The 14,000-nt window shown below is 61.9% G+C and carries 13 protein-coding genes and 1 pseudogene; 3 read left to right on the forward strand and 11 right to left on the reverse strand.

Translation table 11 applies throughout. The annotated features are described in order from the left end of the window. Positions 1-120: 120 nt before the first annotated feature. Both KUV26_RS21160 and KUV26_RS21165 read right to left on the reverse strand, forming a co-directional pair. Positions 121-1,131, reverse strand: a pseudogene (locus KUV26_RS21160) (BCCT family transporter); the annotation flags it as partial. A gap of 70 nt (positions 1,132-1,201) precedes the next feature. Then, on the reverse strand, positions 1,202-1,606 hold the full coding sequence (locus KUV26_RS21165) for a universal stress protein (protein ID WP_261400034.1): 405 nt from the start codon (positions 1,604-1,606) through the stop codon (positions 1,202-1,204). A 454-nt stretch (positions 1,607-2,060) separates the two neighbouring features. On the opposite strand from KUV26_RS21165, the gene KUV26_RS21170 reads away from it, so the two are divergent. The 3 genes from KUV26_RS21170 (at position 2,061) to KUV26_RS21180 (ending at position 4,129) form a co-directional block, all read left to right on the forward strand. Then, positions 2,061-2,267 (forward strand): hypothetical protein, encoded by a 207-nt coding sequence (locus KUV26_RS21170; RefSeq protein ID WP_222509896.1) that lies wholly within the window; start codon positions 2,061-2,063, stop codon positions 2,265-2,267. A 135-nt stretch (positions 2,268-2,402) separates the two neighbouring features. Beyond that, positions 2,403-3,431: an NAD(P)H-dependent flavin oxidoreductase gene (locus KUV26_RS21175; RefSeq protein ID WP_222509897.1), complete on the forward strand. Its 1,029-nt coding sequence runs from the start codon at positions 2,403-2,405 to the stop codon at positions 3,429-3,431. Beyond that, positions 3,428-4,129, forward strand: a complete 702-nt coding sequence (locus tag KUV26_RS21180) for a 5-formyltetrahydrofolate cyclo-ligase (protein ID WP_222509898.1) — start codon at positions 3,428-3,430, stop codon at positions 4,127-4,129. The genes KUV26_RS21175 and KUV26_RS21180 overlap by 4 nt, the downstream gene beginning before the upstream one ends. A 1,111-nt stretch (positions 4,130-5,240) precedes the next feature. Here the strand turns inward: KUV26_RS21180 and KUV26_RS21185 are convergent. From KUV26_RS21185 to KUV26_RS21225, 9 genes are read right to left on the reverse strand one after another with little or no spacing between them, the layout of a single operon-like run. Continuing rightward, a complete protein-coding gene (locus tag KUV26_RS21185) occupies positions 5,241-6,737 on the reverse strand; it encodes an LPD7 domain-containing protein (protein ID WP_222509899.1) in 1,497 nt (498 codons plus the stop codon). A gap of 1 nt (position 6,738) precedes the next feature. Next, positions 6,739-8,856, reverse strand: a complete 2,118-nt coding sequence (locus KUV26_RS21190) for a type IV secretory system conjugative DNA transfer family protein (protein WP_222509900.1) — start codon at positions 8,854-8,856, stop codon at positions 6,739-6,741. Further along, the gene (virB11, locus tag KUV26_RS21195) at positions 8,853-9,893 is read right to left on the reverse strand and encodes a P-type DNA transfer ATPase VirB11 (RefSeq protein WP_261400035.1); all 1,041 of its coding nucleotides are present in this window, start codon (positions 9,891-9,893) and stop codon (positions 8,853-8,855) included. The genes KUV26_RS21190 and virB11 overlap by 4 nt, the downstream gene beginning before the upstream one ends. Positions 9,894-9,898: 5 nt before the next feature. Further along, positions 9,899-11,044, reverse strand: coding sequence for a type IV secretion system protein VirB10 (virB10, locus tag KUV26_RS21200; protein ID WP_222509901.1), 1,146 nt, complete (start codon positions 11,042-11,044; stop codon positions 9,899-9,901). Between the two features lie 2 nt (positions 11,045-11,046). Next, the gene (virB9, locus tag KUV26_RS21205; protein ID WP_222509902.1) at positions 11,047-11,892 is read right to left on the reverse strand and encodes a P-type conjugative transfer protein VirB9; all 846 of its coding nucleotides are present in this window, start codon (positions 11,890-11,892) and stop codon (positions 11,047-11,049) included. Further along, positions 11,889-12,575, reverse strand: a complete 687-nt coding sequence (locus tag KUV26_RS21210) for a virB8 family protein (protein ID WP_261400037.1) — start codon at positions 12,573-12,575, stop codon at positions 11,889-11,891. Before KUV26_RS21210 ends, virB9 begins: the two co-directional genes overlap by 4 nt. A 2-nt stretch (positions 12,576-12,577) precedes the next feature. Then, the gene (locus tag KUV26_RS21215; RefSeq protein WP_222509903.1) at positions 12,578-12,772 is read right to left on the reverse strand and encodes a hypothetical protein; all 195 of its coding nucleotides are present in this window, start codon (positions 12,770-12,772) and stop codon (positions 12,578-12,580) included. 45 nt (positions 12,773-12,817) lie between these two features. Next, positions 12,818-13,711 carry a type IV secretion system protein gene (locus KUV26_RS21220; protein WP_261400038.1) on the reverse strand — a complete coding sequence of 298 codons (894 nt, stop codon included), beginning with the start codon at positions 13,709-13,711 and terminating at the stop codon, positions 12,818-12,820. A 27-nt stretch (positions 13,712-13,738) separates the two neighbouring features. Continuing rightward, positions 13,739-13,993, reverse strand: coding sequence for an EexN family lipoprotein (locus tag KUV26_RS21225; RefSeq protein ID WP_222509904.1), 255 nt, complete (start codon positions 13,991-13,993; stop codon positions 13,739-13,741). Positions 13,994-14,000 lie beyond the last annotated feature (7 nt).

Consider the following 14,000-nt stretch of genomic DNA (forward strand, 5'->3'; position numbering starts at 1 on the left):
TAAGGCTCAAGACGGTCCATCTGCGCGTCCGTCAGCCAGAAAAGATCAGACATATCACCGCTCATTTTTCGAACCGTGAATCACGCCACCCACCGGAAATCAATGGGTCCTGACCCTAGAGGCAAAGCCTGTTAGGATGGCCGCGGTCGGTCCAACCAGCAGCACGAAGACCAGCAAGAGGAAGGCCAGCCCCATGTTGATCTCCGACAGCACCTTCACACCGCCGTCCAGGCCGCGCAGGACCGAGATCAGCGCGATGGCGGTGATGGCGGAAATCAGGATCACCTCGGTGGTGGCGCCGGTCGGAACGCCGAACAGCTCATTCAAACCCGCGTTGGCCTGGGTTGCGCCGAAACCAAGTGAGGTCGCGAGGCCGAAAAGCGTAGCAAAAACCGCCAGGATGTCGATCACATGGCCGGTCCAGCCCCATACACGTTCGCCGAACACCGGGTAGAAGGCAGAGCGAATTGTGAGCGGCAACCCCTTGTTATAGGTGAACAGAGCCAGCGCCAGCGCAACGATCGCATAGATTGCCCAGGGATGAAGCCCCCAATGGAAAATCGTCGCCGCCATCCCCAGACGCACTGCCTCGGCCTCATCCCCTGCAGCGGCGCCTAGCGGCGCCCAGTCGGTGCGGGCGCCGCCGCCCTCAGGCACAGTAGTGCCGCCGAAGGCAGTGGAGAAATGGCTCATCGGTTCACTGACGCCGTAGAACATGAGCCCGATGCCCATGCCAGCGGCAAACAGCATCGCGAACCAGCCCATGTAGCTGTAATCCGGCGTGGCCTCATTGCCGCCCAGGCGCACCTTGCCCCAGGGGGAGACGATCAGAAACAAACAGAACAGGACGAACAGGTCTGCGGCGCCGAAGAAGAACCAGTCAAAATTGCTGGTCACTGCGGGACGCAGCCAGTTGAAGAAGGTTCCGGCCTGCTCCGGCAGCGCCAGCGCATAAAACACGAAGGCAACTATGATGAGGCCGGACACCAGAAACACCGGGTTGTGAATGTCTACCCCGAACGGGCCGATCCGGGTTTCAATATTGTCTTGGCCGATCTCATAGTCGGTATCGATGATATCCGCTTCGCCCTCGGGCTCAGGAATACCCTGATTTGTGGATTCGTCAGCCATATTGGCCTCCCTCCCTGTAAACTTTGATCCTATATGCCGGGGGCTAACACCGCCGGAGGCTTTCGGCAGTTCAGCTTTCGCGCACGACCAGCACCGACACCGGTGCCTTCTCCGCAACTCGCCCGCCATGGGCGTGGAACAGGTAATCTCTGACACTAGGAACGTGGCTGGCCATCACAATCAGTTCCGCCCCTATGTCGCTGCAGGCTTTGAGCAGTGTTGCTTCCAGATCCACCGCCGGGTCGTGGCTGACGACGGTGCGGGCAGAAGCCGAAATGCGGCGCTTGCCCGCTTGGTCTGCCGCAAAGCTGTCCAGCTTGGCGGCGAACTCCTGCGGGTTATGCGCCACGGAACTGGGCTGGGAAGTGGTGATGCCCACAAAGACCACTTCGGCCTGATAGAGATGCGCGAGATCCGATGCCATTTGCAGCGCCTTGTCCAGGCGGGCGGCGTGGGCCAGATCGACGGGCACCATGATCCTTGAAAACACGGTCTCCCTCCTTTGATTCAAATACCGCGCGTCTCCGGCACAGGGCCGGGAAAGCGCCGGGCGAAGCACATGTCGAGGCCGCGCAACCGCGGCAGTGCTCACCAATTAGGCTGCGGCGAGGCCGCGCCCTAACTGAAAAACGCGCTGCCATCGCCGCGCGTCTTCCGACAGATGCAAGCCATAATAATGATTTAGGTGTTAACGTCCATCGCCCTCCGGCCGGTATTGCCGCAAACTTTTCTGGGAGTGGCCCGCCAGCCTTCGGCCGGGCACAGGCTGGCCCGGTGGCCCAGCGTCAGCGCCGAAGACCTGGTGCAGGGGCCAAACATCCGATGAAACTGCCGCACAGCCGCGGCTTTTCCTGTCGCTGCTGCAGAACGCCAGATGCCCGGAGCGGGCGGCCCATGCAACCGTCTCGATCGAGATTCTGCAATCGATGGTGGCGTACGGGTTCGCCGCCGGCCTGCTGGCCACCGATCTGCCGGACGGAAACTGCTATGACGGCAACCCGGTTGTCCGGGTGCCGCTCGCGGGCCATCCGCCGCTGCACCAGATCGCGCTGGCCGACCGCGGTGCCGCGCTGAAACGGCCCGCCATCCAGGCGTTCACCGGTTTTGCCAGGGCCTTCTTCGCCCCGCCTGACTGAAGAACCGGCGCCTTCCGGCGCCGCTGCCCTTGTGCGGTGCTCCGCATCCTCCCGCTTGACGTGCAGGCCCGCGCACGCCACCCTGTCGCGCGGGGCGGCGCAGAAAGGCCGCCCTCGGCACAGGAGATCCGACCGATGACGGCGTCCTCCGGCGCAAATGCCTTGTGCAGCCTTCTGGGCTGCGATTACCCCGTCCTCCTGGCGGGCATGGGCGGCGTCTCCCGCTGGGAACTGGCCGCCGCCGTCGCCAATGCCGGCGGTTTCGGAATGCTCGGCATGGTGCGCGAAAGCCCGGCGCTGATCACCGAGGAAGTCACCCGTCTGCGGGCCGCCACGGACCGCCCCTTTGCGGTCAATGTCATCCCGGCGGCAACCGACCCGGCCCTGCTCGACGCCCAGATCGGCTGCGGCCTCGATCTCGGCGTTCCCGCCTTCACCTTCTTCTGGGATGTCGTGCCCGAGGCCGTGGCCCGGGTAAAGGCGGCGGGCCGGCTGGTGCTGCACCAAGTGGGCACAGTCGAGGCCGCCCGTGCAGCTGAGGCCGCCGGCGCCGACGTGATCATCGCCCAGGGCATCGAGGCCGGAGGCCATGTCCACGGCCGCCACCCGCTCTGCGGCTTGACGGAAGAGATCCTGGAAGCCGTGCAAGTGCCGGTCGTCGCTTCCGGCGGCCTCTCCACCGGCGGGGATCTGGCCGCTTTCCTGTCTATGGGTGCGGCCGGGATCCAGTGCGGCACCGCCTTTCTGGCCACCGATGAATCCTTTGCCCACCCCTATCACAAGGACCGCGTCGCCGCCGCGACCGGCGCCGACACCGTGCTGACCGATGTCTTCGTGCTCAACTGGCCCGCAGGCGCGGCGGTGCGGGTGCTGGAAAACAGCGTCACCAAATCGCTCGGCGGCCACTATATGGGCCACGACCCCGACACCCTCCCGCGCGAGGAAATCGCCTGGGACGGCAGCCAGCCGCGGCTGCGCTACAGCACCGACTCGCCGCTGCGCACCACCACCGGCGACCTGGAGGCAATGGCCCTGTTTGCAGGCCAGGGCGCCGGCGCCATCCGCCGGATCGTGCCGGCCGGCGATCGCATCGCGGGCATGGTCAGCGCAGCGGAGCAGATCCTCGGACGGCCGCTGTCGCCCCGCAGAGGAGCCACCGCATGAGCAAGATCCCCAGCACCCCGCCCGGCGGCAAGGGCTACGCCTCCTCGCCCTGCATGGCGGAGGAAACCGGTCTTTACGACCCCCAGGCCGCCGCCGCCCGGCACGCCGCGGACGTTGCCCGCTGGCGCAAGGCCGCCCGCAGCCGGCTGCGGGCGGAACGGCTCGCCACGACGGTTGCCGCACGGCAGGCGGCAGGGGATGCGCTGTCCGGGCACCTGCGGCAGCTGCTCAAATCCCGCTCCGGCGGCGCGGACGGGCAGGTCATCTCCTTCTACTGGCCGATCAAGGGCGAACCCGACCTGCGCCCGCTGATGGCTGAGCTGCACGCCGAAGGCGCCACCATCGCCCTGCCCATCGTCGAGACCAAGGCCGCGCCGCTGGTGTTCCGGCTATGGACGCCGGAAACCCGGCTGGTGCGCGGTGACTGGAACATCCCGGTGCCGCCGCCAAGCGCACCGGCGCTGACCCCCGCCACCGTGCTCGCGCCGCTGGTGGGCTGGGCGCCCGGCGGTTACCGGCTGGGTTACGGCGGCGGCTATTTCGACCGCACCCTGGCGGCCCTAACACCGCGCCCCTATGCCATCGGTATCGGCCTGGACGCCGCACAGCTGCCTACTATTTTACCGCAGCCGCACGACATCCCACTGGACGTCATTATGACTGAAACCGGCGAGCAGTTTGCGAACACAGCATCATGACGAGTACCTGAGAGCGTGCGGAAGCGTCTGCCCGGCCCGCTTCTCCGGCTAAGGTCAGGTGAATGGACAGTTTGAAGTTGCTTCGCAGCGTGGTTTGGAATGTCCGGTCCTGGGAAATCGGCGACGCCGACGAATTGCCGCAGCTGCGGGTGCGAACTGAGTTTTAGGCTCTCAGCTCTGTACGGCCTCCGACTACGAGGGCCATGTGGCGTCCAAGACGAGTTCACCCTTGCAGCCACCGCCCAGAAGCTCAGGAAACTGGCCAAACTGAAGCCAATAGTGCCTGCCGCCGCGTAGAAGAGCGGTACAGCCACAGATTGCACCAAGAAATTAGGTCCATATCCCCGGGTAGGCCGCCAAAAACAATGAGTTCTTCAACGACATCGGCTCGGTCCGTGAATTCGCCGCGCACTGTATGAACGATAACTGTTGTCAACGAACACGCTGCCCGAAGGGTGGCGTGTCTACAGTTTGAGGAATGTGGTCCGGGACCACACTGAGTGGGCCTGCGGGACAATCAGTTTTGAGCAATCGCCGTTTCTGCCAGTTGTGGAGGTGGCGGTAGCCAGTATCTTCTTCCTCGTACAGCGGACTGCACTTCGGGACGTGCTCCCCGGCCACATTTGCGTATCCCGCCGTCTCCTAAGGTCCTGAAACTTCTTCCAATGGCTTGGCTGAAGTCTTCGCAATGCTCGATCTTGATGAGGTGAAGAGGTCGGGCAATTTTGCTGTAAGCCCGGCGTCCGGCGTGTGGTCCGGGACCATAAATGCGCTTTCCCAAATCACCCCAATAAGCGCAAGATTCAAGCTTAGGCGCAAACTTGTCCGATAGACGCAAGCAATCTTGCGCGCCGAGAGGCAATACAAACACCGGTCAGTAGAGATCAACAATTGAAGACCAAGGATGAGGCCGGCAAGACTTTCCCCCTGGAATCCGCTATTATCCAGCGGTGCGGCCGACCTCGGAGCGAAGCGTGACGCGCCGGCTGAAAGCTTCACCAGGCAGCCTATACAGTCCTTGCCGGTTTGAGGCGGCCGCACACCCGACCGCGTGCTTGAAGGCATACCTGCTGCATGCAGCAAGTGACATCTCTGGGTGATTGCAACAGTTTCACCTTTCGCGGCCGCGGGCCTCTTCACGCTGCCGTTCTTCCAGTTCACCCTGGCCTTGCTGCTGAATCTGCGTCTTGCCCATCTCCGCGCTCGTCTGCTGGCCAGCCTTGGACAGCTTCTCCGCTTCGGCCTCCTGTTCCCGGGTGACATTGGGAAGCTTCTGCACGTCGAAGGTCTTCCCGGCCCGCAGGCTTTCAGCAAGGTTGCCCGCTAAATTGGACAGGGCCCTTTCCCGGTCTTCTTCCGGCACCCCGGCGTGGCGAAGAGCGGCATCTGTTTTTGCAACGATGCTGGCGGCTCCTTTCACCTGTTCGTCACCAGGTTCGAAGTGGCGAATGCGGTCTTCCAGGCGATCGGCGGCAGGGTGCTGTTCTCGATCCTTGCCCGGCATTCCACTGGCCTCCAGGTTTGACTTCTGGGCTGCAGGGCCAACCGGTGCGACTGGCACCTGATCCGCAAGCAGGGGCTCGTTCATTTTGACCGCGGTTTCAGCGGGTTTCCGGCTCTTTGCCTCCGCACGTTCGATGCCTTCCGCAACCCAATTGCGCCGTTGCACATCCCGTTCAGAGATTTCGCCGGTTTTCGGATCCTTGATTTGGAGGGCTACAGTTTGGGTGCCAGCAGATCGGAGCGTTGCCGTGTCGCCGACCTGCAGGCGGTTCACCCTGATGATATCCGGCAGGGAAACACCCCAAACCTTGTGCTTCTGACCTGATGCCAGTTCGAGTTCGACGAATGGGGTGTCTTTGGCACCTTTACGGTCACGATAGGGGGCCGTGCCGGTTTCGGTGATCGAGCCGCGCACACCCTTTTCATAGTTTGGCATGTCGATCACGTTAGTGGTCTTGCCATTGTCATGCCGGTCGCCGGCTGATGCTGACGGGGCGGGCGAAGAGTGCCTGGCGTGGCTGGATTTGGCGTCATCCAGGCGCTCAATCACCCGGTCACCGATTAGCTGTGCCCTGCGATCAGATTCCTTGCGGTCCTGTTCGGACGGCCGGTAACCTTGGACCTGCATGCCGTGGGCGGTGCCCTCGATCCACATTTCACGTCGAAAGTCTTCCGGTCCGCGGGCTTTGATGCCCTGCCAGCTGCGGTGGGCGGCGAGCTCGATCATGTCCATGGCGGTGGAACGGTCGGCATTCCCGGTGGACAGCTTGTCGCCTTTGTCCACGATGGCCGGGCGTTCATCGTCATAGGCGCGGAACAGCTCCCGCTGGTTTGCATGTTTCGTGATCAGAAAACGTTCTTCAAAGCTGCGCGGCATGCCGAAGCGGGATTGGTCCTGAGCGTGCTGCGGGGCAGGGTGGTCCGGTTCGATTTCACCGTCCCGCTGCGGCCCATGAACCATCGCATCAGAAGCCGTTTCCGGGCTCTTCGCCTTTTTGGCGGGGATTGCAGATGCACCGGCGCTTGCAGCATTCTCCTGTTGAACTGCCTGTTCGGGAACCTGTTGCGGCTCAGGCTGAACATCGTGGTGACCATGATCTTCCATATCAGGCCCTTTCCTGTTTCTGGGGTTTGTCCGGCACACCAAGCGCTGCCAGAATGTCGTGCGTGCCCTGCGGTGTTGCCAGTTTTTGGGTGGTGCTCAGCTTGGCGATCTTCTCGGTAAGCCCGGTGCTGTCGAGTGCCATCTTCTCGAAGGAGATGCCGCTGGGATCCGCCACTTCCTCGTCGGTCATCGGAACCTCGGCGGGTTTGCCGCTGGCCATGTTTGCTTCCTGGAAACCCTTGAGGAGTGTGAGCCGGGCCACGGTTTCCTCCAACGCCGCCAGGCGCTGACGCATTGCCCCGTTCTCGGCTTTCAGGGCCGAGATGTCCTCGCCGGGTTCCCGCTTCGGCACGACCGGGACCTCCGGCGGCTTGATGCGGGAGCGGGACAGGAACACCTCTTCCGCGTAAAAGCGGATCTTGCGCGCCCGAACCGGGCGCTCGCCGCCGATCAGAACCAGCGCTTCCGTGTCGGGCAGTTCCAGCAGCTCCTGCGGCATCATCAGATCGCGTTTCTGCTCGCTCTCGCTGATAGTTGTCGTTTTGCGTTCAGCCAGGTATTTCGACTTGCTCTCGCTCCTCGCGGCCATGCCATGTGTGCCGAGGCGTTCCGATATCTTTTTGGCTTCGTCGATATTCTTGGGTGTGAACACCACGGTCACGCCGGCGTTGTCCATATAGGATTTTGCCCCCTCCTGGCCGTAGATATCCGCCAGCTGCGCCGGTGTCTGAAGGATGGTCAGCACCTTCAGCCCGTAGCCCGCGAAATACCCTATGCCGCGTTTGAAGCTGGGCAGCTCGCCCACGGCCGCGAACTCATCCATGCACAACAGGACGCGGTGTTTAAGCTCGGGATTGTGCTCGGGCAGCTCCTGCATGTTGGCGTCAACACAGCTCTGGAAGAAGAGGTTGAGCAGGGGCGCGAGGCGCCCGAGGTTGTTGGGGGTGATGCCGACGTAGATGCTCATCCGCTTCCTGCGCAGATCGGCGAAGTCGAAATCAGATGCCGATGTTGCGCGGTCGAGCATCGGGTTTGCAAACAGACCCAGGTTTGCGGTGATGGTGGACTTCACGCTTTCAAAGGTTGCATCGCTCTTGGACAGGAAGTCGTTGAGCGTGGAGACCGTTTGCTGCGACAGGGGCGTTCCCGATGCGGCCCGGTCCTCGATCCTCTTTTTGAATGTCTTGACGAACTGATCCGTGAGGGTGAGCTGCCGGTAGATTTCGCCGAGGGTGAACGGCAGCTCGGGCGTTTCGGCCAGATAGCCGCCGACGCCGACAAAGGCGGTCTGGGCGGCGCGGTCGAAGAACGGGTCTTTGGATTGCACAGGAATGAACAGGTCAGCCAGGCGCTGGAGATCATCGATCTGGTAGTCGGTGCCCCGGCGCACGGCGGACAGCGGGTTCCAGCGGTGCGTGCGGCCGTTCGGCTCCAGCGGGTCGAACATGAACACCTCCTGGCCGCCTGCTTTCCGGAAGCCTGCGGTGAGGGTCCAGTTCTCTTTCTTGATATCGAGGATTACGGCCGATTCCGGCCAGTTCAACAGGTTGGGGATCACAACACCCACGCCCTTGCCCGAACGGGTCGGCGCATAGAGCATCATGTGCTCCGGCCCGCCATAGCGCAGAAGGTTGCTGGCTGTCAGATGGCCGGTCCTGGCCACTTTCACCTTGCCATTGTCTTCATCGACCCGCCCGAAACGGTCAACGGGCTTGCCGTAGTTCGGCGAGGGCAGGGGGCCTGTGAACCCTGCAATCAGCCCCTGTTTTGCCCGCAGGCCTGCACGTCTGATATCTGCGCCCTTGGCGAATGCAGCACTGCCGTGCAGGTCAGGCTTCGGCTGAGACTTGAGAATCCCGGCGATGATCAGAGCCGCAGGCGCCAGCGCGGCATAGCCCGCCAGTTTCACCCATTTCGCGGTCTGCGCGGGCTGGCCGCCGGCCAGCGCATACTCGGGATAGATCAACAGATCCTGAGGCAAAGAAACCGGGATCTTGAGCCCCCACTGCAGCACCATGGCGGAAGCGGCAAGGCCGCCGAGGGCGGCAATACTTGTCCCTGCAGCCACCACGGCCATGCGGGCGCCGGTGCTCATGCGGGGCCAGTTCTGGATGATCATTCCGCCCCTCCCTTGGCCTGCTTCAAGGAGGGGTCATAGAAAATCTCGGTAATGCGCCGTCCCTGCGGGGTCTTTTTGATCTGCACCACCACATCGACCATCTGGTAGAGCATGTCCTTGATCTCGCCGCGCTTGAGGTCGCGCCCGGCTTCGCTTTCCTTCACCAGCAGAGCCAGCTGCTCGAAGGCGAGCTGTGCGGAATCCGCGTGGATGGTCGTGATCGATCCTGCGTGGCCGGTGTTCACATTGCGCAGATAGTAGAAGGCCGCGGCGTCGCGCAGCTCCTGCAGGAAGATCCGGTCAGGCCGCATCCGCAGGGCGCTTTCCAGAAGGTCACGTGCGGACACATTGGCTTCGCCCTGGCCGCCTTTCGAATAGATCAGCCGCACCGCATTGGGCTGCGGCAGTTCGAGCTCCACGGTGTCCTCGATCGTGATCAGCCGTTCATGCTCGGGGATCAGCGGGATCAGAGCCTTGGAGAAGGTTGTTTTGCCCGAGCCGGTGGCGCCAGAAATCAGGATGTTTTTCTTGGCGGTGACGGCTTTCTTCAGAAAGGGGAGCCAAGCTTGGTCCCTGTGCAGCTGCATCAGCTCTCTGCTGTCCCCATCGGGCGTATCTGCATCGGCTGTGACGTCATCGAACATCCCCAGCCTGGCCAGCTCGTCCAGTGTAAAGCTGCACTGAGCCGGTTTCCGGATCGTGATGCTGACAGTGCCTGCGGGAACCGCTGGCGGCACCACAATCTGAATCCGCTCGCCGCCCGGCAGAGAGCCGGACAGAAGCGGGCTGGTTTCGTTGATCTCCTGGCGGGCGTAGGAGCCGATGGCACGCACCATGCTCATGAGGAAGTCGAATGTCAGCTGAAGGACGCTGTGGGTCTCCCAGCCGGAATAGGCCTCGACGAAGACCTGGCCGGGGCTGTTGACGCAGATCTCGATGATATCCGGCCGGTCGAGGAAGCAGTTGAGCGGCTCCAGATAGGCCGCGAGTGCTACCGGCACCCGCTTTTCCGTGCCGATGGGACGGGGTGCGGTCATGGCAGTCACCGCAGCATGTAGACAGGGGAAAAGTCCAGGTCGCGGGCAACCATCACGGCAACTTCCTCGCCTTGGTTCTTCCGCAGGATCACCGGCACGTTAATGGTGTTTTCCAGCTCTATTTCAGCCAGCCTGCTGGCACCGTTGCTTGTGCTCTCATATTCGCCGTCGTCATCATGGCGGTTTGCGGCAATCGCCAGGGCGTCATCAATGATTGACAGCATCATGGTGCCGCCGAAGCGGGTCCAGAACCGGGTATCCACATCTCCCTCAAATCCGCTGCGGCCGAGGGCATCGGTGGCAGGAGATGCCAAGCTGACAATGACACCATTGGGGGTTTCCGCCCGGGTCCACACCACGAACAGGCGCTTGTTGCCCCGCTTCAAGCCGCCCTGATATTCGCCAATGATCCGGGTTCCCCGTTCCAGCAGAACAACCGCGCCGGTGGTGGAGAAAATGTCGTCGGTCACGCTGCAGCGGACCATGCCCGGGTTGCTGGAATCCATCGCCGTTTCAAGCGCGCAGGGGATCATTGTTCCCTGGGTGATGGTCAAATGCGGATTGTCGAGAAGCTTGGCTTTGGCGGGCGAGGGCGCCCCGGTGAGCAGCGAAGACGCAAAGCCGCTCAAGTCTCCACCTGCACTGTCGGCGGCACTGCCGAACAGGCCGCCGGGGCTGCCCGCTGCCGCGTCCGCATTGGCTGCTCCGGTGCCGCGGGGACCTGAGTAGGCCAGGAGCGGGGCACGCTTCGAGCTTTCATAGATCAGGTCTGCCTCGCTGGGCGGGGACGGGCGACGCTCTTCCTTGGCTCTGGTCTGTTCGATAGGGCCGAGCGGCTTCACCGGCTCAGACGGAACCGGTTCCGGCAGAACAGCAGGTGCCGGATCCGGAAGATCGGCGGGCTGGAAGCCGCCGCTGGAGCGGATCCGCGTGAAGCTCTGCTGCGTTTCCGGCTCCTCCGGCACCTTGTTGCTGGGCCATTGCGCGTAGGCGGCGATACCAAGGAAGGTGATACCCGCCAGCACCAAAAGCTTCTTCCGGGCTTCGCCATCCAGCCCGCCGGTCTTCTCGGTAGTGACGGAGGAGATGCCGCGCTCTTCGGGGATTGCGCTTTCGGTCCCGGCTTCAAGTGGGTTCTTGTCGTCAGCCATGATTATTCCCCGATGATTTCGCGCCGCACTGAACGGGAAACGGTGCCCGTGCCTGTGCCGCTGCGGCCCTCGCCGGGCCACATGTTGTAAATCGCCGTCACTTGGTTCCCGAGGCGCAGGCGCAGTTCCGGCGCTATGTCGTGGACGATGATCTGGTTCTTCCGGACGGTTGTGTTTGCGGTGCGCTCTCGCCCGTTTTCCACGATGAAAACAGAAGGCAGCCGGGTGCGGCGCTTGAACGACAGCACGGTCATTTCGCCATTGTCATAGGCGCTGGCGGGCTGCAGGTCGCGGGAGCCGGCCGCCAGGTAGCGCCAGTTCTTTGTACCGGTTGTTGCCACCGCATCGGCAAGCCGCGCTGCTGCAGCCTGTTCCTGCGCGCGGGCTTTGTGTTCGGCAGCTTCCGCACGCCTGCGCTCCGCCTCGTCGCCGGGGTAGGTGTAGCGGATCTGGAAATAGACATCCCGCGTGTTGTGCATGATTTCGCCGTCGCGGGTGATCAGCTCCATGGAATAGGTGCGCGTTGTGCCATCCGCCCGCATGGTGGCGACCTGGAGATTGGTTGGAGGATTGGCCTCGCGCGCCTTGAGGTAGAGGATGTTTCCCCGCGGCTGGATTTCCCAGGCAATCGTGTCGCCGCCCGCTACATCGATGATTTCTTCGCTCTGGGCAAAAACGATCTGAACCGTGGTGCGGATGGTGCCGATCACGCGCACAACATCCCATTCGTTATAGCGCACCGAGCGCACGCGGCTGTCCGACCGTGAAGGATCGGGGATATCCAGTGCCGCCGCCGGACCCGCGGCGGCCAGCAGGGCACTGGCCAGAAGGGCTGCTTTCAGTCTCATTCCACCACCTCCGGGTCAGCACGGTAGTTGTTGGCGATGAAGCCCAGCGGGTTGATCAGCCGGTCTTCGGAGCTGATTTCAGCACGCGGGTCGAATTCAAAATTGATGGTGGCCACCCAATGGCTGCGGGTTCGGAGGTCTTCCCGCTCATTGATTTCGGTGCGGTAGAAGCGCACCTGGGCCAGCCCGTCCCCGAGGAAGGCAATCGAGCGGATCTTGATCTCCGCCTTGGTGTCCTTGCCGTAAGTATACTGCGGGCTTTGCGGGTTGCTGGCATTGTAATAGTCCGAGAACTCTCGCTGAGCTTCGGGCGAGGACAGAAGCGAGACTTCGTGAAAAATCGCTTCCCGCTCGGCGTAGGTGTAGCCTTCCCGCGCCCGCACGTAGCGGGCAAGAAAATAGCGCGATACGGCCTCGTCATAGGTCTGCCCGCCGTCTTCCAGTGCAGTCATGACCTCCGGCACGCCGCTGGCTTCGTCCACGCGGATCACAAAAGGCGTGACCTCTTTCAGCGGTGCCAGTGCCGCCACCGCCGAGACAGCCGCCAGGGCCAGCACGCTCGCACAGCCGGCGATGATCCAGGCCACCCGCTTTGACCGTTCTGCGGCAATGCGCAGGTCATAATCAAAGGACCGCGCCTCGCTCAGGTATTTCTGGAATTCCTTGTCGTGTGCATCCTTCATGATCAGCTCCCGCGGCTATCCTGATCGGTGGGATTTGCGAGCCCGATTTCCTTCTGCTTCTGGAGCACGGCCTCCTGGTAGTCCCATTTCGTGGGGTTCAGCGGGCGCACCATGCTTCCCCTGACATCGGGCAGCGGAATCACCGGGGCGCAAGCGGTGACGCCAAGCGCCGCCGCCAGAACAATAAGCTTTTTCATGTAATACCTGGTGTTTGAGGGTGATGGGACCGGATTTGCGCGGCCTCAGGTTCTGGTTGCGGAGCCGCTATGCGTGCTGTTTCCACCGCCGCTGCTTGAGCTGCCCAGGAGTTTCCGCTCAACAACCCGTTGAAGCGCGCCCGTGGAGGCACCCGTGCCAGCGGTCAGCGCCGAGGCTATGGACGGCAGGAGAAAGAAGAAGATTGTTGAGCACAGGAGACCAACACAGAAGGTGAACAGCGCGATGGTGCCGTCTTTCAGATCGATATTTGTATAGACCTCTCCAACGAAGGACGTGATGACAACAGATAGAACGACCACCAACAGCTTCAGGATGGCAAAATTTACAGTTTGCCCAAGCCAGCCAAAGAACCAGCCGCGTGTGTGATCGAACAACGCGAATGCGATGAAGAGGGGGCCAATAGCTGCCATGATGGCCAGTCCAAAGTGCACCAGAATAGAAACTACAAAAGTGATGGATGCGAAAATGGCTGCAAAGAACATGACAACCAAGGACATCAGGTAACCGTAAAAACTCCCCGGAATACTGCTTCCGTAAGCTTCTCTGACGTCCGCGCTGATAAGGGAGGCTTGGGTCATTACGGAATCCGCGGGCAAGTTTCCCTTTCCCCCAGTCAACGTTTCTACAAATTGCGGTATATCGGACCGGATCAGGTCTCCAACCCATGCTGAATAATCACCAGCTTGAGTTGCCAAGGTCCAAATGATTGCGAGCTTTATTCCTCTTGCGAGGAAGTCCATCACCGGCTCCTGGATCATGCCGCGCATGATCGCAAAACCATACAGCAAGATATACAGGGTCATAGCCGCGGTGAGCGGGGCGCTCACAGCAGAGGACATATTGCTGCTGATTGTGTTTGTGTGCTCGGTCAGGCCGTCGCCCAAACCGTCATATAGTGTCTGAATAATTCCAGCCATGCCGATCCACCCACATAAAAAGCGGTTTCACTCCGAGGGGGTGCCGCCAAATAGCCTTTTTGCGGCCTGCCGCTCACGATCGATTTGAACTTTTTCCTGGGCTCGCCAGGCATTGGTGCAATTTGCGTCGAGATTGGCACCGTCGGACAACTCGCATTTCTTAAGCACGGCGGCGCGCTCAGCTTCGTTTTGCACGAAGTACTCCACGGAGCGATTTTCTTCTTTGCAGGCAGAAATTGCGCTGAAGAATGCGATGGTGATGAGAAAATGTTGTGTTTTCATGGCGATA

The sequence above is a fragment of the Leisingera daeponensis genome (genome assembly GCF_019801465.1).
Classification (GTDB): domain Bacteria; phylum Pseudomonadota; class Alphaproteobacteria; order Rhodobacterales; family Rhodobacteraceae; genus Leisingera; species Leisingera daeponensis_A.

Coding starts and splice junctions, on each gene's coding strand:
- virB10 (WP_222509901.1), bottom strand. CDS start 11,044: ATGGCTGACGACAAGAACCCACTTGAAGCCGGGACCGAAAGCGCAATC.
- KUV26_RS21210 (WP_261400037.1), bottom strand. CDS start 12,575: ATGAAGGATGCACACGACAAGGAATTCCAGAAATACCTGAGCGAGGCG.
- KUV26_RS21180 (WP_222509898.1), top strand. CDS start 3,428: ATGAGCAAGATCCCCAGCACCCCGCCCGGCGGCAAGGGCTACGCCTCC.
- virB9 (WP_222509902.1), bottom strand. CDS start 11,892: ATGAGACTGAAAGCAGCCCTTCTGGCCAGTGCCCTGCTGGCCGCCGCG.
- KUV26_RS21175 (WP_222509897.1), top strand. CDS start 2,403: ATGACGGCGTCCTCCGGCGCAAATGCCTTGTGCAGCCTTCTGGGCTGC.
- KUV26_RS21190 (WP_222509900.1), bottom strand. CDS start 8,856: ATGATCATCCAGAACTGGCCCCGCATGAGCACCGGCGCCCGCATGGCC.
- KUV26_RS21225 (WP_222509904.1), bottom strand. CDS start 13,993: ATGAAAACACAACATTTTCTCATCACCATCGCATTCTTCAGCGCAATT.
- KUV26_RS21165 (WP_261400034.1), bottom strand. CDS start 1,606: ATGGTGCCCGTCGATCTGGCCCACGCCGCCCGCCTGGACAAGGCGCTG.
- KUV26_RS21215 (WP_222509903.1), bottom strand. CDS start 12,772: ATGAAAAAGCTTATTGTTCTGGCGGCGGCGCTTGGCGTCACCGCTTGC.
- virB11 (WP_261400035.1), bottom strand. CDS start 9,893: ATGACCGCACCCCGTCCCATCGGCACGGAAAAGCGGGTGCCGGTAGCA.
- KUV26_RS21185 (WP_222509899.1), bottom strand. CDS start 6,737: ATGGAAGATCATGGTCACCACGATGTTCAGCCTGAGCCGCAACAGGTT.
- KUV26_RS21220 (WP_261400038.1), bottom strand. CDS start 13,711: ATGGCTGGAATTATTCAGACACTATATGACGGTTTGGGCGACGGCCTG.